This is a genomic window from Flagellimonas flava (assembly GCF_050617915.1).
Classification (GTDB): Bacteria; Bacteroidota; Bacteroidia; order Flavobacteriales; family Flavobacteriaceae; genus Flagellimonas; species Flagellimonas flava_A.
On the sequence record NZ_JBODQE010000007.1, the window covers coordinates 57,099 to 78,736 of the forward strand.

A 21,638-nucleotide genomic window follows, 5' to 3' on the forward strand; every position below is an offset into this window, starting at 1 on the left:
ATACTTATTAAGATTCAAAAAAAGGTCGGTATTGCATGACCCTAAAGTCCATGGTATTGAAGTCTGGGTTTTGCGACTTCATGTCCTTATACGTTTGCAAGCTCCCCACTGCCCTATTGGCAGCCCCAGAGGGTGCGGTTAGGGAAACGGTTCTTACCAATTTTGTATTCTTCTTTGATTCCGATGGGATAGACAGCATCAATTCATGTATTCTCGGAACTTCATTGGAAACTACTTGCAGTGACAACCCCTGTTCCTTGAGTTGCTTTCGGAAAAAATACTCAGGCCCGTTTTTACTGTTTCCGCCCATAAAAAGTACGGTTTTAAGATTTGGATAATTCCTTAGATAGCCTACCAAATCCCGAAGTTGTACATTCTGCATCCCTAAATCCGAAGCATCCACTTTTTGTCGCTCTGCACTTGCCACTATATCACATACCCCTATTTGCTGTTCCAAAAGGAACTTTTTGCGCTGCTCCATAGCTTCAGGAGTAGTTTCGAATTTGAGGTTTAAACCAAAAATACGATCTAGTATAGGCCAAAGCATCCCATTACGACTCCCATAACAGAAATCAACATCATCCGGTTTCAGTTCTCCTGTGGTAAAACGAGGTGGCGGAAGCGTTCCCACAATAACCTTGGTGGCTTCTTGAAACAAAAAGGGTTCGTAGGGATGGGTGTGCAAAAACATTATAGAAGTGCCTGTAGTTCCTCTCTTATTATTTTAATTAGATGTCGGTTTTGTCTAAAGTTGGGTTTGGACATATTTTCGAATTCCGAGACCATTTCTTGATACAGCTCCTTTGCATCTTCCAGTTTTCCCTGTCGCTGCAAGAAACGGGCAAGCTCCAGTCGTTCCGAAAAATTGGAATAGGGTGCATCAAATGTCCGCAGCACTTCCTCTGCCGCTTGTATTTTTCCCATTTTCTCCAGTGTTAAGGCATAAAGGAATGATGCTTTGGATTTCCGAAACTTGGGATTGTCCAAAATCTTTTCGGCGCAAACTACAACCTCTTCCGGATTGGAGTTATGATACTGTGCTTCCAACAGTTTTGAAATCACGTAAAAATCTTTGGAAAAAACATCTTTCAAGGAAGATTCGTAATAAGAAATTGCTTCAGGGTACAGTCCTTCCTCCAAATAGGCATCTGCCAAGGCAACTCTATTCTCAAAGGTTTCGGAAAATTTCAGTTTCTTTTCCAAATCCGTGATTTTTTTTGAAGGATTAATTGCGGTTACCAAACTTTCCTGGACCTTTTCAATATCCCTCTTTTGAAACACATTCGTGAAGAGATACAGAATACATCCTATCACAGGAAGAAAAATGATGGCAAAAATCCAATAGTAATTATTTCTATTGGTATAACAATGGTAAACACAAAATCCCTGGAGAGCAATTATGGCGTAGTAGTACATTGCCTAAAAATAAAAAGTAATAGGCAAATACCAAGCTTGTTCAAGGCATTTTCATCCGCTCAAAAGTACCTCTTTAAAAATCAGAAAGTTGGCATTTTAAGCCGAGTTTCTACTCGCATTAATGTTTCCGTAAAGGGAACGCGTAACGATTTTCTCGTACAGCTCTTGGTATTTGGATTTTTTGGTGATGTGGTACAGGGCGTTTTGTTGTATTACCAGTAACGGCAGCACAATTTGTTCCCTGATCTTTACCGATTCACGGGATACCGCCTCATTCTCCATCAGAATCTTTTGACCGGAAATCTGTAACAACATCTTCTTGGACAATAAAAATTCGTCATGTAGAATGTTCCAAAATTCGCCGAACTCTGCATCTTCTGCCATATAGCTGGTCAAATCAAAATTGGTCTTTGCTAGGGACATCATACTGTTGTGCATCAAAGCCCTAAAGAATGGCACCTCTTTATACAATTTTTTGACCTCATTCAATTTTCCTTGATCCTTCAAATTTTGAATGGCCGTTCCTATCCCAAAATAGCCAGGGACATTTTGCTTCAACTGGCTCCAGGAACCTACAAAGGAAATCGCCCTCAAATCGGACAGGGTCAATTGTTTTTTACTGCCCCGCTTTCCGGGACGGCTTCCAATATTGGCCTTGGTATAAAATTTTAGGGTACTCCTATGCTCCAAATACGGGATGAACTTTTCATGTTGCTTAAGGGCATTGTATTTATCGAAGCTCATTTCCGAAAGCGTTTCAATTAGTTTCCGCTGCTCCGAAGAAATTACATGTTCCTTTCCATAGAGATCATTGCTCAATCCCGCAGTAAGCAACTGCTCGGAATTGTGCATAAACTGTTCCTTGGTACCATAGGTACTGGTAATGGTCTGCCCTTGGATGGTCATCTGGATTTCATGGTTGGCCACATCGTTGGTCTGGGCAGCATAAAATCGATGTGTCTTACCACCTCCCCTTGCTGGTGGTCCTCCCCTACCGTCAAAAAAGATAGCTTTTATCCCATTTCTTTTGCAGACCTTGCTCAGGGTTTCCTTGGTTCTGAGAATGGACCAATTAGCTTTAAGATAACCGCCATCCTTGGTTCCGTCCGAGAAGCCTAGCATAATAGTATGCTTGTTATTCCTGCGTTCCAAATGGGCTCTGTAAATTGGGGTGTCAAAGAAGGTTTGCATAACCTCTTCGGAGGCTTCCATACCCTTCATGGTTTCAAAGAGGGGAATAATATCAAATGTTATTTCCTCAGCTTTCCAACCACACCATCTGAAAAGTCCAAATACAAAGAAAACCGAATAAATATCTTCGGAATTACTGATGATATATCTATTGCAGCCTTCTTCCCCATTGCTTTGCTGAATTTCTTTCAACTGCCCAATATTGGTCAAAGTATCTCTAACAATATCTTCTTCGTAATCCGAAGGATCCAGTTTTAAATCCTTTTCCAACAGCCAGTGCACCAATTCTTCCTGGCTCAATTCATCCAATGATTCTTTGATTGCCCCTTGTTGCTTAAGAATGGTCTCCACCGTTAAATAATGCTTGCTGTGATCTTGGCGGATGTCCAAGGTGGCAAAATGGGTTTTGAAAATATGCGCCTTGTTGATAAACCTGTCCAATTCTTTCAAATACAGCCCATGGTGATTGGCCTCCAATTTTTCGCGGATGGCGTCCAATCGTTCCATGATCTCAGGATAGCTGATAATGGATTTGACATCAAACATGGCCTTGTAGAGTCTACCACTCAAGGTGAGTAAATCCTCTTGGATACTTTTAAAGGTCAATTTCTTCCGAAGCGCCTTCAATTCGTTGTAGTAGCACTTCATCAAGGTGAGCCTCAGCTCGTCCGCCACCTTTCTGGTAATATCCGCGGTAACAAATGGGTTGCCATCACGGTCACCTCCTGGCCAAAATCCAAGCTTTATGATATTATAGTTGGCAAAATCCTCGTCCCTAATATTGCTTTTGATGTATTCGAAAAGCTCCCCAATGGCGTCGTAATAGGTATTTCTTAAAATATAGATGATGTTCTTGGCTTCATCCAAAGGGGTAGGTTTCTTCGAATTCACCAAAGAGGTCAAGCCCAATTGTTGTAGGGTAAGGTCAATATCGTCAATTTTATCCTTATCAATCAACTTTCTGAGCTCGGCTATAATGTCCAATACTGCCGGGGTATAAAATTGCGTAGGATGCGCTGTAAGCACAAACCGAGCGCTAAAGCTGGAAAGGTTTTTGGCTATTTTGTCCCAGTTTTTGGTCTGGTTCACCAACTCAAAATAATCCTTCACCGAAAGGGAATTGGTATATTCCTGAAGCTTTGGAAATGCCGAATCCTCCACACTATCGTAAAGTACCACTTGGCGTTCCACGTACTGAATGATCTTGAACATAAAATCCAGCCGCTCCCGCTCATCTTTTATATCCATGAAATTGGTGAAAAAAGTCTCCAATATCTCTTGGGGTTTTTTCCCAGCCCTGAGACCCAGTTCGCACTGATCCAATAACAAGGGAATCAACATTCCAACATTTTCTATATCCCTATACGGTAAGCTCAAGAACAAACTATTGTACACGTTGAACTTGTTGGTCACCGATTTTCTAAATTCTTCCAGACGTCTTGAATGCTGCATGGATCAAATGGTATGGTTAATGTTTTGCCGAAGGGCTAAGATCGTGATAAATGCTGAATGAGCACCCCAAATTTATGCACATCACAATTTAAGACAGGCACCCCACAAACTTAACATCTCTAAATTGCATTTGTGCAAAGCCAAAGTTGCACCTAGGTTATCCAGCCAATAATTTATCGGATGAAGACGGGTTCGTTTTCCTTTAGCGTATGCTCAGCACTAAAAATGTAGCCATCGTAGTTAAATCCTTTAATGTCGTCCAAAGTTTTGGCATCCTTGTCCAAAATGTACCTCACCATGGAACCTCTGGCTTTTTTGGCAAAAAAGCTTATGACTTTCAGCTTGTCATTTTTCCAATCCTTAAAAATTGGGGTAATCACGGGAACTTTGAGCGTTTTGGGGTCAATGGCACCAAAGTATTCATTGCTGGCTAGATTAATAAAGAGTTCCCCTTCTTCCATTTCCTCATTAAGGTGGGATGTAAGCTGTTTTTGCCAGAATTCGTACAAGTTCTTTTTACGAGCCACTTTTAGCTGGGTGCCCATTTCCAACCGATACGGTTGAATTAGGTCCAACGGCTTTAAGATGCCATAAAGCCCTGAAAGAATCCGTAGGGTACCTTGAAGTTGCTCCAATTTGGATTCTGGAATGGTATAGGCATCCAAGCCTTGGTATACATCCCCATTGAAAGAATATACCGCTGGTCTGGCATTTTCAGATGTAAATGGTGTTGAAAATTCTTGGTTTCGCTGCCAATTCAATTCGGCCAACTTGTCCGAAATGGACATCAGTTTGGAGAGTGCCCTTGGTTTTTTCTTTACCAAGACGGCATTCAATTTTTGGGATTGCTCCAAAAACTGTGGTTGACTATATTTTGAGGTCGGTAAGGCTGTTTCAAAGTCAAGTGATTTAGCAGGCGAGATGACGATTTTCATAACTTTTGATTTTTGTAAAAATAATGAGGAAATCGGATTCTGGAAACAGCCTTCCAAAGGTCTTATCAATCATTGGATTGAATAAGCTTATGATTCACTATGTTTGGCATAGTTCCTCCACTTTTCAATGCAGAGGGTCATATCGTCGGGCAATTCAGAATCAAATCGCATGAACTCTCCGTTTACCGGGTGTTCAAAACCCAAGGTTTTGGCGTGTAGGGCCTGTCTTGGAAGAATCTTAAAGGCATTTTCCACAAATTGTTTGTACTTGGTAAAGGTGGTTCCCTTCAAAATTTTATCTCCGCCATATCGCTCATCATTGAACAGGGTATGGCCAATATATTTCATATGCACCCGAATCTGATGGGTCCTTCCTGTTTCCAGTTTGCATGAAATCAAGGTCACATAGCCCAATCGCTCTATTACCTTATAACGGGTCACCGCATCCTTCCCTTGATCACCTTCCGGAAAGACCATCATCTGCAAGCGGTTTTTCGGATTTCTGGCGATATGACCTTCCACAATACCCTCATCATCGGTAACATTTCCCCATACCAATGCCAAATACTCCCGCTCGCTGCTCTTGTCAAAGAATTGTTTGGCCAAATGGGTCATGGCTTGCTCCGTTTTGGCAATCACCAAAAGGCCCGAAGTGTCTTTATCTATCCGATGCACAAGCCCGGGGCGTTCCGAACTGTTCTTTGGAAGATGGTCAAAATGATGTACCAGGGCATTGATCAGGGTGCCCGAATAATTTCCATGTCCGGGATGAACTACCATGCCAGCTGGCTTGTTCACCACCAGTAGGGAATCATCCTCATAAACAATATCGAGTGGAATGTCTTCAGGAGTCAACAGAAATTCATACGGTGGATGTTCAAACAATACCTTCACTTCATCTCCTGCCTTAACCTTGTAGTTCTGTTTTACGATGGCATCGTTGACCCAAATATGTCCTTGCTTGGCAGCTTGTTGGATCTTGTTTCGGGTGGCATTTTCAATGAAGTTCATCAAGAACTTGTCCACACGCAAAGGTTCTTGACCCTTGGAAGCAACAAACTTATGGTGTTCAAAGAGTTCTTCCTGTGATAATTCAGGATTTTCGGGAGTGTCCATGCTTATTGCGATTCTGCCTGCACCCTGGCACTACCTGGAATGGTACCATTGCCACAAATCAGTTCTATCTTGGAAGTTTTGGGCAATTTATCCCCAGGTTTAACGTGTTTCCCTTTATGCTTCATTCGATACACCATGTCCCTTCCAAGCTCATCTATATAGGTAACCCGTTGCACCTCTAAGCCCACGGCCTGCAGCATGGTTCTTGCATTGCGTTGGGTAACCTGGATAATATCAGGAACCGACACTTTTTTATACCCTGAAGGATTAACGGTAAAGTATATTTTACGATTGGCTTTCACCTTGTTTCCTGCAGGGGGATCCTGTTCCAAAATGGAAAATCTAGGGAAATCGGGGTTGTAGTTGGAAGAATCCAATACCTGATAACGCAAGCCTGCGTCTTCAACGGCATCACGCATCTCCATTACCGACATTCTTGAGAAATCCGGCACTTCCACAAACTCACCGTGATTCGTGGAACTTTTGAGCCACTTCAAGGTGATAAACACCAATAGTACGGCCACCACTACAGCAAGGCCCAATTGGATAAAAAATGTTTTACTTTTTAAAAAGCTCAAAAAATGTTTCATCTACTTTTCCTTAACTGGACAAATATAGGAAAGCCAGTCATTTTTCTTTACTTTGGCCTTGCCATATTCGATAAGCCGATGAAAAAAAACATTGCCATCATTATGGGTGGTTACTCCAGCGAGTACGAAATCTCCATTAAAAGCGGCAAGGTGGTCCAAAAGTTTTTGGACAGCTCCAAGTACAATGCATTTCCCATCAAAATTACCCAAGAAAGCTGGGTTTATGTGGACGGTAACAACACCGAGTTTCCTGTGGATAAATCGGATTTTACCATTTCACCCCATGGGGATAAAATTCATTTTGACTGTGTGTTCAATGCTATACATGGAACTCCGGGAGAAGATGGTTTGCTCCAGGCTTATTTTGAATTGTTGAACATACCGCACACTTCGTGCAATCACTATCAAGCTGCACTTACCTTTAATAAAAGGGATCTGTTGAGCGCATTAAAACCTTATGGTGTTCCCTGTGCCACCTCCTATTTTTTGAATGAAGGAGATACCGTTGATACGGCCCAAATTGTTAAAAAAGTAGGATTGCCCTGTTTTGTAAAGGCCAATAGGGCCGGGAGTAGTTACGGCATTAGCAAGGTGTACAAACAGGAGGAAATAAAATCAGCCATTGACAAGGCGTTTAAGGAGGACAGTGAGATTATCATCGAGTCCTTTTTGGAAGGGACAGAGGTTTCGGTAGGTGTCATCACCTATAAAGGAAAAGTCTCTGTACTTCCAATTACGGAAATCGTTTCTGAAAATGATTTTTTTGATTACGAGGCCAAATATTTGGGGAAATCCCAAGAAATAACCCCAGCCCGAATCTCCGAAATCCAGCAAAAGAAGGTGACCTATCTGGCTGAATTCATATATAAAACTTTAGGGTTAAAAGGCTATACCCGAAGTGAGTTTATATTTATTGGTGACGAACCTTATTTGTTGGAAGTGAATACCACTCCTGGATTAACGGAAGAAAGCATACTTCCCCAACAGGCCAATACCGCAGGGATAAGTTTGGAGCAACTATTTAGCAGTGCCATAGAAGAAGCTTTACAATAGAAATTCAGTATTTTTAACCAAACCAAAAATCATGAGACGCGCTATTTTCCCAGGTTCATTTGACCCGCTAACCCTAGGTCATTATGACATTATCCAAAGAGGGATTACGCTGTTTGATGAGTTGTTGATCGCCATAGGTATCAATGCGGACAAAAAGTACATGTTCTCCCTTGAGGAAAGGACCCGATTTATTTCCGAAGCTTTTAAGCACGAGCCCAAAATAAAGGTGGTTACCTATGAAGGTCTCACAGTGGATTTTTGCAAACAGGTAGATGCAGACTTTATTTTACGGGGACTCCGTAATCCGGCCGATTTTGAGTTTGAGAAAGCTATTGCCCATACCAACCGTCAGCTTTCGGAGATTGAAACTGTTTTTTTATTGACCTCTTCCGGTAAATCGTATATCAGTTCTTCCATTGTACGGGATGTAATCAGAAATGGCGGGGATTATACTGGATTGGTGCCGGACACGGTGCGGGTTGGACTGAAATAGTAACATTCCTCCAACATGTTGGACTTCTTACCGATTCCAACTTTCTTCTTGGCTAGCGCTTAATTCCATTCGTCGAAGAAACCACATTTTTTTGTTGATTCACAACAAATACTACGGGAGCAGCTCCAATACCTATATTTTAGTAGGAAAATTCGTATAATATCGCTAACCCAAACCTTCCCCCAAAATTTGAAAACCACCGAAACCCTACACCATCAGTATGTTTTGAAACAGCTACCGAAGCCTACAGCTTTGGTCAACAAAAACTCTTTTTTAGTCGATGCCTCGGATGCTTGGTATGCCATTTTTGATGACTTCCAAGGCTCTGACAAAGATATCCAGCTCTGGTACCAAAATCATCTGGAAATTGATACGGTAACTTTTAAGAAGTGTATAGCCACCCCTTCTGGAGGGTCATTTCGACATAAAAAACTAGTTAACGGTCTAGAACAATGGTATGAAAGCATCTGCACCCCGTGGTTTGACGAAGATGAAAACCATCTGGGCACCATTATCCAGACCGATGATATTTCACAGCTGGTAGAAAAAGAGCAGGAACTGGAACGAATCACTACCCTATTGAAGACCAAATCTGAAGTGGCCAAAGTAGGGAGTTGGGAATATAATCTGGAAACCGAGGAACTCCATTGGTGCGAGGAAACCCAAAAAATACACGAGGTTCAGGCTGATTATCAACCCACGGTTACGGAAGCCATAGCATTCTACAAACAAGGATACAGCAGAAATCGGATTTCCATGCTTTTTCACAAAGCGCTGGAAAATGGCACCCCATTCCATGAGAAATTGACCATCATTACAAAAAATGGCAAAGAACGCTGGGTAGCCGCTGCCGGTAAAGCCATCCGGAAAAATGGGGAAATCCACAAGATATTTGGAACCTTTCAGGACATTGACGAACAGATGATGGCAGACAAAAAAATCAGGGAAAGTGAACAATTACTCACCACCTTGATAGATAACTTGCCCATTAATGTGTTTGTAAAGGACAAGGATTCCAGAAAAATACTGGTCAACAAAGCGGAATGTGACTATTTGGGTACCACTCCCGATACCCTTTTGGGTAAAACTGATTTTGATCTTTATGATGAGGCCGTGGCCCAAATTTCAAGGGATGAGGACCTGGAAGTTATGCGGACCCAAGAACCTATGATAGGCAGGGAGACCATTAACGTAAGAAAAGATGGTACCGCCACCAATTTCTTGACCTCCAAAATCCCCTTGCTGGATTTGAAAGGGAAAGCCTATGGTCTTATAGGTATGAGCATGGATATTACACATATCAAACAAAAGGAGGACCAACTCCATAACTTGATCAATGTTACGGCCATTCAAAATAAAAAGCTCATCAACTTTGCGCACATCGTCTCACATAATCTAAGGTCCCATACGGCCAACTTCTCCATGCTGCTGGATTTCCTTATCCGGGAGTCGGATGAAAAGGAAAAACAACGGATCATGAAAATGTTGTTCCACGCCTCTGACAATCTCCTGGATACCTTGGAAAACCTGAATGAGGTTGTGGATATCAGCACCAATGTCAATTTGGACAAAAAATCCTTGAACCTTAGTGAGCACATTACCAAAATGCAGCAAAATCTTTCGGCCTTTTTGGAAGAAAACCAGGTAGAATTTGAAAACCATGTTCCTGACGACCTAATGGTGTCCAGCGTACCGGCCTATTTGGAAAGTATTCTGCTTAACCTCGTGACCAATGCCGTTAAATATCGCCATCCTGAGAGGCGCCCGGTGGTTGAATTAAGAGCCATAAAACAAGATAAAAATGTGATGTTCAGTGTCACCGACAATGGACTGGGTATAGACCTAAACCGATATGGGGACAAGATTTTTGGGATGTACAAGACCTTCCACAACAACAAGGATGCCCGGGGATTGGGACTGTACATCATAAAAAATCAAATTGAGGCTATGGACGGTAGCATTTCCGTTACTAGTGAAGTGGATACGGGTTCTACATTCAACGTGTATTTCAATGAAGAAACTGAATAGCATCTATATCATTGATGATGACCCCATCACTGTTTTTGGTTTAAGAAAAATGTTGAAGACCATAACTATATGCAAGGACATCACGGATTTTGAAAATGGAAGATTGGCCTTGGAAGCCTTAAAAAAAAGAATTGAGCTCAAAATACCCTGCCCAGAGGTTATCTTTTTGGACATAAACATGCCCATTATGGATGGGTGGGAATTTTTGGAAGAACTGGTATCCTTGAACATTCCAGAGAAAATAATCATCAATGTAATTACCTCATCCATAGACCCCATTGATTATAAACGGTGGAACGATTTTAGATTGAACTGCTGGCATTATCTCAATTTCAAGAATAAACCGCTTTACAAATTGGAAGCCACAGACTTGAGTAGGGTGCATTTGGCCTCATGACCATAATATTCCTTATTTTTAAGGTTCTGTAATGGGGAATTCCATGCAAGCTTTATACAAAACCAAATCCAACTATAAGCTCTTTGCTTTCATATCAGCTTTGACGCTTTTTATTTCTTGCGAGACAGTTACGCAGGATACAACTACCTCATATGAAACTCATTATGAGGTGTCTGACGGTACGGAAACGGCCACCTACCAGCAAACCATCGATTTTTACATCAGATTGGCCAAGGACTTTCCAGAAATCAATATACAGACCATTGGCGAAACCGATAGCGGTTATCCGCTTCACTTGGTTACTTTCAATCCTGATGGCGACTTCAATTTTGAACATATTAGGGCAGATAAGGCCATAATCTTGATCAACAACGGCATTCACCCAGGCGAAAGTGATGGAATTGATGCCACTATGATGCTCTTTAGGGATTTGGCCACCAACCAACTGAAACACCCAAAAAATGTCATTTTGGCCACCATCCCCATCTATAATATTGGCGGGGCACTCTATAGAAACTCCAATACCCGGGCCAACCAAAATGGTCCAGAAGCTTATGGTTTTAGGGGAAATGCCAAGAACTACGACCTCAATAGGGATTTTGTTAAAATGGATACCAAAAACGCCAAAACCTTTACCCAAATTTTCCATTTGGTAAAACCTGATGTGTTCATAGACAACCATGTGAGCAATGGAGCGGACTATCAGTACGTATTGACACATTTGTTTACCCAACACAACAAATTGGGGGGGAAACTGGGTGAATATCTCCATCAGGAACTGCACCCAAAACTGGAAAAATCCCTAGCTGACAAGGAATGGGATATAACGCCTTATGTAAATGTGTTCAATCGTCCTCCTGAGCTGGGCTTTACCCAATTTATGGATCACCCTCGATATTCCACGGGTTATACCACCTTGTGGAACACCTTGGGAATGATGGTGGAAACCCACATGCTTAAACCCTACAAGCAACGGGTGGAAGGTACTTATGCATTAATGGAAAGTATGGTAGGCATTGTAGAAAAAGATCATAAGACCATAAAAAAAATCCGAAATAAGACCCAGGAAGAAATTGTTGATCTGCAGAAGTACTATTTCAATTGGCAAGTGGATACCTCGCAAACAACCACCCTTGAGTTTAAAGGTTTTGAAGCAGCACAGTTGGAAAGTGAAATAACCGGTTTCCCAAGGCTAAAATATAACCGTGACCAACCTTTCACCAGGGAAACAGTATACCATAACTATTTTAGTCCAAGCGATACCATAACAGTTCCAGTAGCTTACGTAGTACCCCAGAGTTGGAAGAACATCGTGGAGCGATTGGATGCGAATCAGATACAATACACGGAAGTAACGGAAGACATGGAATTGCTCTTGGAAACCTATACCATCTCCAGCTATGACACTAGGGACAATCCTTACGAGGGGCATTATCTGCATTATAATACCCAAGTTGAAAAACGTTTGGACAATGTAGCGCTTAGGGAAGGGGATCTTATTGTTCCAACCAATCAAATAGGAGCTAGGTATGTATTGGAAACGCTGGAGCCACAGGCAGCCGATTCCTTTTTCAACTGGAATTTCTTTGATACGGTGCTTCAACAAAAAGAAGGGTTTTCCCCTTACGTTTTTGAGGATGTGGCTTTGGATATGCTAAAGAAAGATTCTGTGCTTCGCAAGAACTTCTTGACCAAAAAGGAATTGGATGAAGAATTCGCCCAGAATTGGTACGCCCAGTTGGATTGGGTGTATCAACGTTCCAAATATCGTGAGAAACCTTATTTAAGGTATCCAATTTTTAGAATAGCCAAGGGCAGTAAAGCGGCAACGCTTATTCCGAAGGAATAAACCAATCCTTGAATAGGATTTTGATATTGTGATAGGAGTTTTCCAGTGCTTTCTTCGTTTTTTTGGCTCCCTTCCATTTTACCTTTAAAATACCTTCAGCCTCTTGGCCCACCAACTTCCCCGTATAGGTGGTGCTCATTCTAAACCAGTGCACCTGCTTTAAACGGTATTCCCCATTTCTTTTGAAGACATGATATGTGGTTCTCAAAAACTTCTCGATGACCAAATCCTTTACTCCTGTCTCCTCCTCCACTTCCCGGATTGCGGCCTTTTCTATGGACTCTCCTTTGTCCACCTTTCCTTTGGGTAGATCCCACTTGCCGTTTCTAAAGATAAAAAGCACTTTATCCTTTGCATTGGTAACAAAACCGCCCCCTGCTACCACCACAGGGATTTTATGCATAAAAACATCCAGGATTTTTTCTTCGTCTGGGTGGTAAATGTAAGCTTCCTTGAGTCTACCTTTGGACAAGGAATCTATGGCCATTAATATAGAATCGCCATCGAGCGAAAAGAGATTTCCATTGGTGTTGTCCTGGCGCTCATTTGTTAAAATCAGTGGGGACTCATTAACAAAAACTTTATACATTTGCGCAATGGTTTTAAACAAGGATACTGCTAAAAAAACAGCCGAGCTTCTGCTGCAAATTAATGCAATTAAGTTGGAACCAGAAAATCCATTCACATGGGCTTCTGGTTGGAAATCCCCCATCTACTGTGACAACAGAGTAATGCTATCCTATCCTGATATCAGGGATTTTGTACGTAAGGAAATGGCCAAACAGGTCGAGGAATTGTATGGTAAACCCGATGTCATTGCCGGGGTTGCCACAGGAGCTATTGGGATTGGGATTTTGGTTGCGGATGCCCTTGGACTTCCTTTTGTGTATGTACGGCCAGAACCCAAATCGCATGGCAGACAAAACCAGGTAGAGGGTCATCTGGAAGCAGGTCAATCGGTAGTGGTCATAGAAGATTTGATCAGTACCGGAAAAAGCAGCCTTAATGCCGTACGGGCATTGCGTTCCCAACAGGTTGATGTTAAAGGAATGATTGCTGTTTTCACTTACGGGTTTTCCTTGGCGGAGGCCAATTTTGCCGAAGAAAAGCTGAACTTGCACACCTTGTCGGATTATGCCCATTTAATTGAGCAAGCTTCCGAAACCAGTTATATTGAAGAATCACAAATGCAAACCTTGTTGCAGTGGAAGTCCAATCCACAGCAATGGAAATAACCTCATATTATGCACGTTGAAGTAGCTAAAAAGAAAGTGGGCAAAAGCGCCCAGGAAGTTTTTGAGTTTTTGACCGATGTTAAAAACTTTGAAACCTTAATGCCTGACAATATTGACAAATTTGAGGTACTGGATGAAAAAACCTTCCGATTTGCCTTGAAAGGAATGCCCGAAATTGTGATGCGGCTAAAAGAGCAGCAACCCCATGACAAAGTGGTCTTAGGTGCGGCAAGTGACAAATTGCCCTTTACCCTCACTGGAAACATTGAATCCTTAGGTGATTCGGAAAGTGAAGTGGGCCTAAGTTTTGAAGGGGAATTCAATGCCATGATGGCCATGATGATCAAGGCCCCGATCACCAATTTTATGGAAACACTTTCTGCCAATATGGATAGAATATAGGTCAGGAGAGCAGGGCAACCTCTTTTAGTCCATATTCCCTAAAGATTTGGTCTTCTAATTCCAGTACCAATTTCCCCTGATGGGAAACACCTCGGATAAAACCCATAAACACCTCCCCTTGTTCATCTTTAAAGGTGGATGGTTTGTCTTTTCGAAAGAGTTTTTTTGTATACTGCGGGAGCAATTCCGCGACGGTCTTGTTTTCAATATCGTGTAATTGAAACTTAAGTCGGGCGAGCAGTTTGTGAAGCAATTCTTCCAACTCCAGGCTATGACCCAAAATAGATTTTAAGGAGGCTACCTTTCCTAAGTCGTCAAACTCGGTTTGATTCACGTTTAACCCAATTCCTATAATTGAGTTTTGAATGGACTGTCCTTTCAGGACATTTTCTATCAAAATCCCGCAAATTTTGTCCGAACCTGACATAATGTCGTTGGGCCATTTTACCTTTAAATTAGGAATGTTCAGCTTGTCCAACGTGTCGTAAATTGCAAGAGAAACCCCAATATTGATCTTGAACTGCTGCCCTGCCGGCAATGCCACAAACTTCTTCAACACACTAAACGTAAGGTTTTTACCGGGTTGGGACTGCCAGCTGGTTCCCATTTGACCCCTTCCCTTCTCTTGGGCACGGGTAACCACACAAGTGTAATCTTCCAAGTTTTTGGCACGGGCCATGGACCTTAAATACAAATTTGTGGAGTCCGTGGCATCAAGTTTGATTATTTGTGAGTGTTCTCCCAATGTGGTGCGTCCAAGGTTATGTTAAAATCTAGGGCTAAGAAAACAAAAAAAATATAACTTTGTAGAAACTAAAATTTTTGAATGCAGAAAACGAAAGCTAGCGCAGATGAACTGATTGCCTTAATTTTACATGGAATTGAAGAAGTGAAGGGAGTAGATATAAATCTCCTCGATTTAAGGGAAATTGAAAATACAGTTTGTGACTACTTTATAATCTGCAATGGTACTTCCAACACGCATGTAAATGCAATTGTTTCCTCTATCCAAAAAACCGTAAGCAAAGCCATCCAAGATAAACCTTGGCATGTTGAGGGTTCGGAAAATGCAGAGTGGGTCCTAATGGACTATGTAAACGTTGTTGTGCATGTATTTCAGAAACATATTAGGGAATTCTACGACATAGAAGGACTTTGGGGAGATGCCAAGGTCACCATGGTGGAGAGCAGCTATAATTCTTAAAAAAATGGCAAAAGAAAACAATTCGAATACCCCTAAGAAACCTCGTTTTAGTTCCTGGTGGATCTATGGTGTGGTCATTGCATTGATCATTGGATTTCAGTTTTTTGGCGGAAACAGTTTCTCCAGTACTGAAAAAACCACAACCTCCGAACTTCAGGAATACCTAAGAAACGGGGATATTTCAGAAATTCTGATCATCACCAATGCCAGGCAGGCCAAGGTGTTCCTTACGGAAGAAGCCCTTCAAAAGGATGTTCACCGAAATGTGGCTGATAGTCCCTTTAATTTTTCCACAGGGAAAATTCCACAGTATATCTTGGATTATGGTGACCTGCAAAACTTTGAAGACGAGATAAAGAGCATCAAAAAAGAAAACAACCTCGATACCATTGTCGATTTTGATACCGAATCCAATGTGTTGGGTGAACTGTTGCTTTCCTTGCTTCCGTTTGCGCTTATTATAGGAATATGGATTTACCTCATGCGAAGGATGTCCGGTGGTGCCGGTGGAGGCGCTGGTGGTCAGATTTTCAACATTGGAAAATCCAAGGCAAAACTATTTGACGAAAAAACAGATACTCGTACTTCTTTTAAAGATGTGGCTGGACTTGAAGGAGCCAAGGAAGAAGTACAAGAAATTGTGGAATTCCTTAAAAATCCGGATAAATACACCTCTTTGGGAGGTAAGATTCCAAAAGGAGCGCTCTTGGTAGGCCCTCCCGGAACGGGTAAGACACTTTTGGCCAAGGCCGTAGCTGGGGAGGCCAAGGTTCCGTTCTTTTCCCTATCCGGTTCTGATTTTGTGGAGATGTTTGTTGGTGTGGGAGCTTCCCGTGTCCGTGATCTCTTCAAGCAAGCCAAGGATAAATCCCCCGCCATCATTTTTATTGATGAAATTGATGCCATCGGACGTGCAAGGGGTAAAAACAACTTCACTGGTTCCAACGATGAAAGGGAAAACACCCTAAACCAGCTTTTGACCGAAATGGATGGTTTTGGCACCAATACCAATGTAATAGTGTTGGCGGCCACCAACAGGGCGGATGTTTTGGACAAGGCCTTGATGCGTGCCGGACGTTTTGACCGTCAGATTTATGTAGACCTTCCCGATTTAAGGGAGCGTAAGGAGATTTTTGAAGTCCATTTGCGCCCCATTAAGACAGCGGAAACCCTGGATTTGGACTTTTTGGCCAAGCAAACCCCAGGTTTTTCTGGAGCTGATATCGCCAATGTCTGTAACGAAGCGGCCTTGATTGCTGCCCGTAAAGAGAAAAAAGCGGTGAACAAACAGGATTTCTTGGATGCGGTTGATCGTATTGTGGGTGGACTGGAGAAGAAGAACAAAATTATAACCCCGGAAGAGAAAAAGACCATCGCATTCCATGAAGCTGGACACGCTACCGTAAGCTGGATGTTGGAACATGCCGCTCCGCTAGTGAAAGTTACCATTGTACCCAGAGGTCAATCCTTGGGAGCAGCTTGGTACTTGCCAGAAGAGCGACTGATTGTTCGTCCAGAGCAAATGTTGGATGAAATGTGCGCCACCATGGGTGGTAGGGCTGCTGAAAAAGTGGTGTTCAACAAGATTTCCACTGGAGCCCTCAGTGATTTGGAAAAAGTTACCAAACAAGCCAGGGCCATGGTTACTATTTATGGACTTAACGATCAACTGGGCAATATCACTTATTACGATTCCTCAGGACAGAACGAATACGGATTCACCAAGCCCTATAGCGAGGAAACCGCACAAAAAATTGACGAAGAGATTTCAAAAATCATAGAGGAGCAGTACAACAGGGCCATTAATTTGTTGAATGAAAACAAGGACAAATTAACGGAACTTGCAGAAAGGCTCTTGGAAAAAGAAGTTATCTTTAAGGACGACTTGGAAAAGATTTTTGGAAAGAGACCTTTTGAGAAGGAAGAAGAGGAGCTGGAAACTGCTGAGTAAATTTTAGGGCACAGGGATAATTATTTCCCAAGTACTTGTATTTTTGAAACCGTAAATGGGAGTTTTTGATAAACTTTTTGGTGGTGGAAAAAAGGTTTCCAAGGAAACCCTGGAAACTCGTGGGGAGCACATGCCCGACCTTAAAATTCCCGTTGACGAAAAGTTCACCATCTACTTCAAGAAAAACGGCGGAAAATTCATCTATTGTGAGGATGATATCGAAATTTCCCAAGCTCTTCAAAATATCATCTCTGAAAACAACTGGCAGCAACATTTTTTCTATACCCTGGATCCTCGACTGGAAAGTAGGTTTGCTTCGGAAAAAATCGGATTTACCCAAAACAGAAAGGAAAGTGATATTTTCTTTACCACTTGCGAACATTTAGTGGCACACAATGGTTCCATTTTGGTATGCTCCAATCAAATCAGGGAAAAAAAGTTGGATGAACTCCCATCAAATCTCATTGTCTTTGCAACTACCAGTCAATTGGTGGATTCCATAAGCGAAGCTTTGAAAGTCATCAAGGAAAAATATAAAAAGAACATTCCAAACAATATCACTACCCTAAAACACTTCCAACCCACGCCAGAGAATAAAAATGATTTTCTTTCCTACGGAAGTGCCTCAAAAAATGTATATCTTTTGCTGCTAGAAGACTACTGATTACATGAAAGAAATTCTTAGGCGTGGCATAACAGGGGTTATTTATGTGGTACTCCTCATGGGAACCGTTTTTTTAAGCTCCGATGCCTTTGATTTCCTTTTTATGGTTTTTGGATTGGCCTGTTTGTACGAATTTAAACGAATCGTACATCTAAAAAACTACTACGTATATGTGGCCTATCTAGCGCTTTGGTGGGCCTTTATTTATTTTGTTACGGACAAATTGATCATCACAGGCTTGATGCTACTGACCATTACAGTGAACCTTGCCCTTCTGGTCTTTCTCTTTTCCAAAAAGTCCCAAACCTTTAACACCGCCCAAAAATTTATCATTGCGGTACTCTATCTTGGGGGTGGTTGCATTTTTCTAACCATGATTCCCTATAAACAAAATAGTTTCTCCCAATTTCTGATTGTCGGCATTTTTATTTTGATATGGGTAAACGACACTTTTGCTTATTTGGTGGGTAGAAGTATTGGCAGAACCAAACTTTATCCGTCAGTTTCTCCAAAAAAAACTGTGGAAGGTTCCATAGGAGGTTTTATTTTTGCATTGTTAGCAGCATACTTCCTGGCAAAGTATGAGCCTAGTTTGACACTCATGCAGTGGATGGTTTTAGCCACTGTGATTGTAATAGCAGGAAGTTTAGGGGATTTATTGGAATCCAAGTTTAAACGAATTGCCCAAGTTAAGGACAGTGGGGCCATATTGCCCGGTCATGGTGGCATTTGGGATCGTTTGGATAGCTTGGTATTTGCAGCACCCTTCGCGTATTTGACACTTAATATATTTTCATATGTTTCATAGAGAAGGCCAAAAAATAATTACTATCACCTTTTTTCTGGTTGTCGCCATAATTCTTGCCGCCCAGTTTTACGTGTCATTGGAATGGCTACGATTAGGAATCCAGATAGGTGGGCTTGTGCTATTGATTTTGGTCTTGCAATTCTTTAGAAACCCAAAACGACCCGTGACCCCCAATTTTGACGAGATTTTGGCCCCTGTGGATGGTAAGGTGGTTGTTATTGAAGAAGTGGACGAGCCTGAATATTTTAAGGGAAAACGCAAGCAAGTCTCCATATTTATGTCGCCGGTGAACGTGCATGTAACTCGATATGCCGCCAGCGGCACCGTAACCTATTCCCAATATCACCCAGGAAAATACTTGGTGGCATGGCATCCAAAATCCAGCACCGAGAACGAACGTACCACCGTGGTTCTGCATACCCCTAAATTTGGTGAGATTGGGTATCGCCAAATAGCTGGAGCCTTGGCACGTCGTATTGTGAATTATGCGGAAGAAGGAGAACAAGTGACCCAGGGGCAAGATGCTGGATTTATCAAGTTTGGCTCTAGGGTGGATTTATTACTGCCCCTGGATTGTGATATCACCGTTAAACTAAATCAAAAAGTAGTAGGCGCCAAAACATGTATTGCATCGCTAAGAAAGCAGGATGACTGATGAGGAATTACATAAGCAATTTGAAGAGGCTGTAGCTTTTGTAAACAGCTATACCGAACCCATGCCTGCCGATTTGCTCCTCAAACTGTACGCCTATTACAAAATAGCCAATAAGAATTTCAGCAATCCTGGAAGTAAAACCCCTTTGATCAATGCCTTTAAGGCCAATGCCCTGATCCAAGCACAAAATATTGGTGCGGATGAAGCCATGCGCAACTACATCGAGCTCGTGGACAATGAGTTAAGGGAAAACTAGTCCTGTATCTCCACTACCCTGGTTTTTGAAAGAGTGTCATGCCATCCTATGGCATCTTTTCCCAAAAAAGAAAATGCTTCAAAAGGAATAATGCGGCAGAAACTACGCACCAAGATATCATTGAAAGTAGGCTTTTCACCATTTTCCAAAACCACCTTGGTCTTGGTAAAGAACTTTCCTATGGATCTTCCCGTAAATCCTTCAAAAAAGGTGTAGTACACTAAAAGCAGGACAGCGCCCAGGGCATAGTCCACCAACTTGTTGTCCTGATCCAAGAGATATAGCTTCTCAGGAGCCACATAATTCAGTACAAGTCCAATTAACCCACCCACAAGTGCGCCGAGGCCAACAATAAAAAGGTAATCTATAAGATAATTGATGAACCGCTTGCCAGCACTGGCCGTTGGCAAATGAACCTCATCCGAATACATGCTTCCAAAACTTCTGGGTGAAAGATTTTCGTCTTTTTCAAAAGAGGGACATTCGCTTTCGAAATCGGCAAGTTCATTGGTTATCCCACAAAGGATACCGCGTTCAAAATCATTTTTTCTGTGTGTGCAAATCTTGCAAAAAGCCAGCTGTTGTTGTCGGGTCATAGTTGGTTGGAGTTATCAAGCTTAAACGCTTGAAAGTTCCTTTTCATTGTACACCCTTAAAACTAAACTGCCAATTGTTCTTTATCCAGAGATGTGTTTTCAAAATAGGCGAAATAGACTGCACCAGCTATCGTGCTCAGAAAATAAATCCCTACCAAATAACTACCAAAGAACAAATAGGCATTTAGTCCAAACCAATCCCCTGTAAAGTAAATGAAGAGTAGTCCTGCCAAAGCTCTAAAAAATTCAATCCAAATGGCAAAAGATGCCTTGTCCATCAGCGATGTATAGCCATAAATTCCAATGAACACAAAGGCTCCGAACAACAACAGCCCATCGAATCCAATTTCAGCATAGTTGTAAAACATAAAGAGCATCAAGCCCGTATTGGCGAGCAATTGATAAATGGAATATCCCTTTAATGCAGGAGAAGCTGCTGGCATGTACTTCTGAAAATTGTATACATCATCAATAATCTGGATGGGATATTTCTCTGCAACATCTGTGGGACGCCAACCTGTTGGCATAAACCATATTCGAAGTTTGTCCCAATAACTTTGGGTTCTCCATGCATCTTTAATCAGTCTCCAAAGGTGTTGGAAATTGATCAAGATGGGGTTCCAAGTATTGGCAGGCTTTAAAACGCCATACTGGGGAGGCACTTCTTCCATTTCTTCTTGAAAAGTACCGAACATCCGATCCCAAAAGCTAAAAATCTGTCCCAAATTCTTATCAATGTATTCAGGATTAATGGCATGGTGCACCCTGTGTTGCGATGGAGTAATTATAATGTATTCCAACCAGCCCATTTTGCCAATATGTTGGGTATGATACCAGAATTGGGCAAAGAGATGTAGCGGGCCCAAAATGGCCACCACTTTGTGCGGTACCCCTAATAATGCAGCCGGAATCATTAATAGCGGAAAATAAACCAGCAAATTGGAGATGGACTGACGCAAGGCACAGGCCAGATTAAATTCTTCACTGCTATGGTGGATTACATGTTGGTTCCAAAAGAAATTGATGCGATGACTCAATCTGTGGTTCCAGTACCCAGCAAAGTCCAGGGCCAAGAATCCAAGCACCCAAACTACCCAGGTGGTCTGGATTTCCATCAGGGCCAAATGTTCCAGCAAATAGGGATAAGTGACCAAGACCACACCCAGCCCAAGAGAGTCTTTCACCACATTGGTTAGACCAGAGCTCAGACTGCTCACCGTGTCCATGACATTGTGTTTCTGATTCTTTACAAAATACCCATAAATGACTTCAAAAAGTACCAAACCTACAAAAAAGGGAATGGCATATAATAAGGCTGTAGCGTAGGTTTCCATAACTCTAAAGATA

23 protein-coding genes are annotated in these 21,638 nt (G+C 42.0%); 13 read left to right on the plus strand and 10 right to left on the minus strand.

The window, feature by feature from the left end:
* Nucleotides 1-7: 7 nt before the first annotated feature.
* From ACRHOZ_RS16810 to ACRHOZ_RS16835, 6 genes are all read right to left on the minus strand, one after another.
* Nucleotides 8-691 (minus strand): uracil-DNA glycosylase family protein, encoded by a 684-nt coding sequence (locus ACRHOZ_RS16810; RefSeq protein WP_431127978.1) that lies wholly within the window; start codon nt 689-691, stop codon nt 8-10.
* Complete coding sequence (locus ACRHOZ_RS16815) at nt 691-1,416, minus strand: PLDc N-terminal domain-containing protein (RefSeq protein ID WP_431127981.1); 726 nt, start codon at nt 1,414-1,416, stop codon at nt 691-693. The genes ACRHOZ_RS16810 and ACRHOZ_RS16815 overlap by 1 nt, the downstream gene beginning before the upstream one ends.
* Nucleotides 1,417-1,512: 96 nt before the next feature.
* The gene (locus ACRHOZ_RS16820) at nt 1,513-4,059 is read right to left on the minus strand and encodes a phosphoenolpyruvate carboxylase (RefSeq protein WP_431127984.1); all 2,547 of its coding nucleotides are present in this window, start codon (nt 4,057-4,059) and stop codon (nt 1,513-1,515) included.
* A 173-nt stretch (nt 4,060-4,232) separates the two neighbouring features.
* A complete protein-coding gene (yaaA, locus tag ACRHOZ_RS16825) occupies nt 4,233-4,994 on the minus strand; it encodes a peroxide stress protein YaaA (RefSeq protein WP_431127987.1) in 762 nt (253 codons plus the stop codon).
* Nucleotides 4,995-5,081: 87 nt separating this feature from the next.
* Nucleotides 5,082-6,110 (minus strand): RluA family pseudouridine synthase, encoded by a 1,029-nt coding sequence (locus ACRHOZ_RS16830; protein WP_431127990.1) that lies wholly within the window; start codon nt 6,108-6,110, stop codon nt 5,082-5,084.
* 2 nt (nt 6,111-6,112) lie between these two features.
* Entirely contained in the window at nt 6,113-6,700 is a 588-nt protein-coding gene (locus ACRHOZ_RS16835; RefSeq protein WP_431127993.1) for a PASTA domain-containing protein, read from the minus strand.
* A gap of 78 nt (nt 6,701-6,778) precedes the next feature.
* Between ACRHOZ_RS16835 and ACRHOZ_RS16840 the strand changes: the two genes are divergently transcribed.
* The 5 genes from ACRHOZ_RS16840 (at nt 6,779) to ACRHOZ_RS16860 (ending at nt 12,520) form a co-directional block, all read left to right on the plus strand.
* Nucleotides 6,779-7,753, plus strand: a complete 975-nt coding sequence (locus ACRHOZ_RS16840) for a D-alanine--D-alanine ligase (protein WP_431127996.1) — start codon at nt 6,779-6,781, stop codon at nt 7,751-7,753.
* A 31-nt stretch (nt 7,754-7,784) separates the two neighbouring features.
* Nucleotides 7,785-8,246, plus strand: coding sequence for a pantetheine-phosphate adenylyltransferase (coaD, locus tag ACRHOZ_RS16845; protein ID WP_431127999.1), 462 nt, complete (start codon nt 7,785-7,787; stop codon nt 8,244-8,246).
* 189 nt (nt 8,247-8,435) lie between these two features.
* Nucleotides 8,436-10,274 (plus strand): PAS domain S-box protein, encoded by a 1,839-nt coding sequence (locus tag ACRHOZ_RS16850; protein ID WP_431128001.1) that lies wholly within the window; start codon nt 8,436-8,438, stop codon nt 10,272-10,274.
* Entirely contained in the window at nt 10,258-10,671 is a 414-nt protein-coding gene (locus tag ACRHOZ_RS16855) for a response regulator (RefSeq protein ID WP_420398953.1), read from the plus strand. Before ACRHOZ_RS16850 ends, ACRHOZ_RS16855 begins: the two co-directional genes overlap by 17 nt.
* 43 nt (nt 10,672-10,714) lie before the next feature.
* Entirely contained in the window at nt 10,715-12,520 is a 1,806-nt protein-coding gene (locus ACRHOZ_RS16860) for a M14 family metallopeptidase (protein WP_431128005.1), read from the plus strand.
* On the opposite strand, the gene ACRHOZ_RS16865 is transcribed toward ACRHOZ_RS16860, so the two are convergent.
* A complete protein-coding gene (locus ACRHOZ_RS16865; RefSeq protein ID WP_420398951.1) occupies nt 12,504-13,109 on the minus strand; it encodes an NUDIX hydrolase in 606 nt (201 codons plus the stop codon). The two genes, ACRHOZ_RS16860 and ACRHOZ_RS16865, sit on opposite strands and share 17 nt — an antisense overlap.
* A 7-nt stretch (nt 13,110-13,116) precedes the next feature.
* On the opposite strand from ACRHOZ_RS16865, the gene pyrE reads away from it, so the two are divergent.
* Together pyrE and ACRHOZ_RS16875 are read left to right on the plus strand one after the other, a co-directional pair.
* Complete coding sequence (gene pyrE / locus ACRHOZ_RS16870; RefSeq protein ID WP_431128008.1) at nt 13,117-13,755, plus strand: orotate phosphoribosyltransferase; 639 nt, start codon at nt 13,117-13,119, stop codon at nt 13,753-13,755.
* Between the two features lie 9 nt (nt 13,756-13,764).
* Nucleotides 13,765-14,157, plus strand: a complete 393-nt coding sequence (locus tag ACRHOZ_RS16875; protein ID WP_420398949.1) for an SRPBCC family protein — start codon at nt 13,765-13,767, stop codon at nt 14,155-14,157.
* 1 nt (nt 14,158) lies between these two features.
* Here ACRHOZ_RS16875 and ACRHOZ_RS16880 read toward each other — a convergent pair whose 3' ends face one another.
* Nucleotides 14,159-14,902, minus strand: a complete 744-nt coding sequence (locus ACRHOZ_RS16880) for a biotin--[acetyl-CoA-carboxylase] ligase (RefSeq protein WP_431128012.1) — start codon at nt 14,900-14,902, stop codon at nt 14,159-14,161.
* Between the two features lie 81 nt (nt 14,903-14,983).
* On the opposite strand from ACRHOZ_RS16880, the gene rsfS reads away from it, so the two are divergent.
* From rsfS to ACRHOZ_RS16910, 6 genes are read left to right on the plus strand one after another with little or no spacing between them, the layout of a single operon-like run.
* Nucleotides 14,984-15,361: a ribosome silencing factor gene (gene rsfS, locus ACRHOZ_RS16885; RefSeq protein ID WP_136466322.1), complete on the plus strand. Its 378-nt coding sequence runs from the start codon at nt 14,984-14,986 to the stop codon at nt 15,359-15,361.
* Nucleotides 15,362-15,365: 4 nt separating this feature from the next.
* A complete protein-coding gene (gene ftsH, locus ACRHOZ_RS16890) occupies nt 15,366-17,312 on the plus strand; it encodes an ATP-dependent zinc metalloprotease FtsH (protein WP_431128016.1) in 1,947 nt (648 codons plus the stop codon).
* A gap of 55 nt (nt 17,313-17,367) precedes the next feature.
* The gene (locus ACRHOZ_RS16895) at nt 17,368-17,976 is read left to right on the plus strand and encodes an LUD domain-containing protein (RefSeq protein WP_431128019.1); all 609 of its coding nucleotides are present in this window, start codon (nt 17,368-17,370) and stop codon (nt 17,974-17,976) included.
* Nucleotides 17,977-17,980: 4 nt separating this feature from the next.
* Nucleotides 17,981-18,784, plus strand: a complete 804-nt coding sequence (locus tag ACRHOZ_RS16900; RefSeq protein ID WP_431128022.1) for a phosphatidate cytidylyltransferase — start codon at nt 17,981-17,983, stop codon at nt 18,782-18,784.
* Nucleotides 18,774-19,439 (plus strand): phosphatidylserine decarboxylase family protein, encoded by a 666-nt coding sequence (locus ACRHOZ_RS16905; protein ID WP_431128025.1) that lies wholly within the window; start codon nt 18,774-18,776, stop codon nt 19,437-19,439. The genes ACRHOZ_RS16900 and ACRHOZ_RS16905 overlap by 11 nt, the downstream gene beginning before the upstream one ends.
* Nucleotides 19,432-19,695, plus strand: coding sequence for an acyl-CoA-binding protein (locus tag ACRHOZ_RS16910; RefSeq protein ID WP_431128028.1), 264 nt, complete (start codon nt 19,432-19,434; stop codon nt 19,693-19,695). The genes ACRHOZ_RS16905 and ACRHOZ_RS16910 overlap by 8 nt, the downstream gene beginning before the upstream one ends.
* Here the strand turns inward: ACRHOZ_RS16910 and ACRHOZ_RS16915 are convergent.
* Complete coding sequence (locus ACRHOZ_RS16915) at nt 19,692-20,291, minus strand: RDD family protein (RefSeq protein ID WP_431128031.1); 600 nt, start codon at nt 20,289-20,291, stop codon at nt 19,692-19,694. The genes ACRHOZ_RS16910 and ACRHOZ_RS16915 overlap by 4 nt on opposite strands.
* A 62-nt stretch (nt 20,292-20,353) precedes the next feature.
* On the minus strand, nt 20,354-21,625 hold the full coding sequence (locus ACRHOZ_RS16920) for a sterol desaturase family protein (RefSeq protein ID WP_431128034.1): 1,272 nt from the start codon (nt 21,623-21,625) through the stop codon (nt 20,354-20,356).
* Nucleotides 21,626-21,638 lie beyond the last annotated feature (13 nt).

Bases quoted from the DNA above. Each gene is read 5' to 3' on its own strand.
- ACRHOZ_RS16810 (WP_431127978.1), bottom strand. From the start codon at position 691: ATGTTTTTGCACACCCATCCCTACGAACCCTTTTTGTTTCAAGAAGCC.
- ACRHOZ_RS16815 (WP_431127981.1), bottom strand. From the start codon at position 1,416: ATGTACTACTACGCCATAATTGCTCTCCAGGGATTTTGTGTTTACCAT.
- ACRHOZ_RS16820 (WP_431127984.1), bottom strand. From the start codon at position 4,059: ATGCAGCATTCAAGACGTCTGGAAGAATTTAGAAAATCGGTGACCAAC.
- yaaA (WP_431127987.1), bottom strand. From the start codon at position 4,994: ATGAAAATCGTCATCTCGCCTGCTAAATCACTTGACTTTGAAACAGCC.
- ACRHOZ_RS16830 (WP_431127990.1), bottom strand. From the start codon at position 6,110: ATGGACACTCCCGAAAATCCTGAATTATCACAGGAAGAACTCTTTGAA.
- ACRHOZ_RS16835 (WP_431127993.1), bottom strand. From the start codon at position 6,700: ATGAAACATTTTTTGAGCTTTTTAAAAAGTAAAACATTTTTTATCCAA.
- ACRHOZ_RS16840 (WP_431127996.1), top strand. From the start codon at position 6,779: ATGAAAAAAAACATTGCCATCATTATGGGTGGTTACTCCAGCGAGTAC.
- coaD (WP_431127999.1), top strand. From the start codon at position 7,785: ATGAGACGCGCTATTTTCCCAGGTTCATTTGACCCGCTAACCCTAGGT.
- ACRHOZ_RS16855 (WP_420398953.1), top strand. From the start codon at position 10,258: ATGAAGAAACTGAATAGCATCTATATCATTGATGATGACCCCATCACT.
- ACRHOZ_RS16860 (WP_431128005.1), top strand. From the start codon at position 10,715: ATGCAAGCTTTATACAAAACCAAATCCAACTATAAGCTCTTTGCTTTC.
- ACRHOZ_RS16865 (WP_420398951.1), bottom strand. From the start codon at position 13,109: ATGTATAAAGTTTTTGTTAATGAGTCCCCACTGATTTTAACAAATGAG.
- pyrE (WP_431128008.1), top strand. From the start codon at position 13,117: ATGGTTTTAAACAAGGATACTGCTAAAAAAACAGCCGAGCTTCTGCTG.
- ACRHOZ_RS16875 (WP_420398949.1), top strand. From the start codon at position 13,765: ATGCACGTTGAAGTAGCTAAAAAGAAAGTGGGCAAAAGCGCCCAGGAA.
- rsfS (WP_136466322.1), top strand. From the start codon at position 14,984: ATGCAGAAAACGAAAGCTAGCGCAGATGAACTGATTGCCTTAATTTTA.
- ftsH (WP_431128016.1), top strand. From the start codon at position 15,366: ATGGCAAAAGAAAACAATTCGAATACCCCTAAGAAACCTCGTTTTAGT.
- ACRHOZ_RS16895 (WP_431128019.1), top strand. From the start codon at position 17,368: ATGGGAGTTTTTGATAAACTTTTTGGTGGTGGAAAAAAGGTTTCCAAG.
- ACRHOZ_RS16900 (WP_431128022.1), top strand. From the start codon at position 17,981: ATGAAAGAAATTCTTAGGCGTGGCATAACAGGGGTTATTTATGTGGTA.
- ACRHOZ_RS16905 (WP_431128025.1), top strand. From the start codon at position 18,774: ATGTTTCATAGAGAAGGCCAAAAAATAATTACTATCACCTTTTTTCTG.
- ACRHOZ_RS16910 (WP_431128028.1), top strand. From the start codon at position 19,432: ATGACTGATGAGGAATTACATAAGCAATTTGAAGAGGCTGTAGCTTTT.
- ACRHOZ_RS16915 (WP_431128031.1), bottom strand. From the start codon at position 20,291: ATGACCCGACAACAACAGCTGGCTTTTTGCAAGATTTGCACACACAGA.
- ACRHOZ_RS16920 (WP_431128034.1), bottom strand. From the start codon at position 21,625: ATGGAAACCTACGCTACAGCCTTATTATATGCCATTCCCTTTTTTGTA.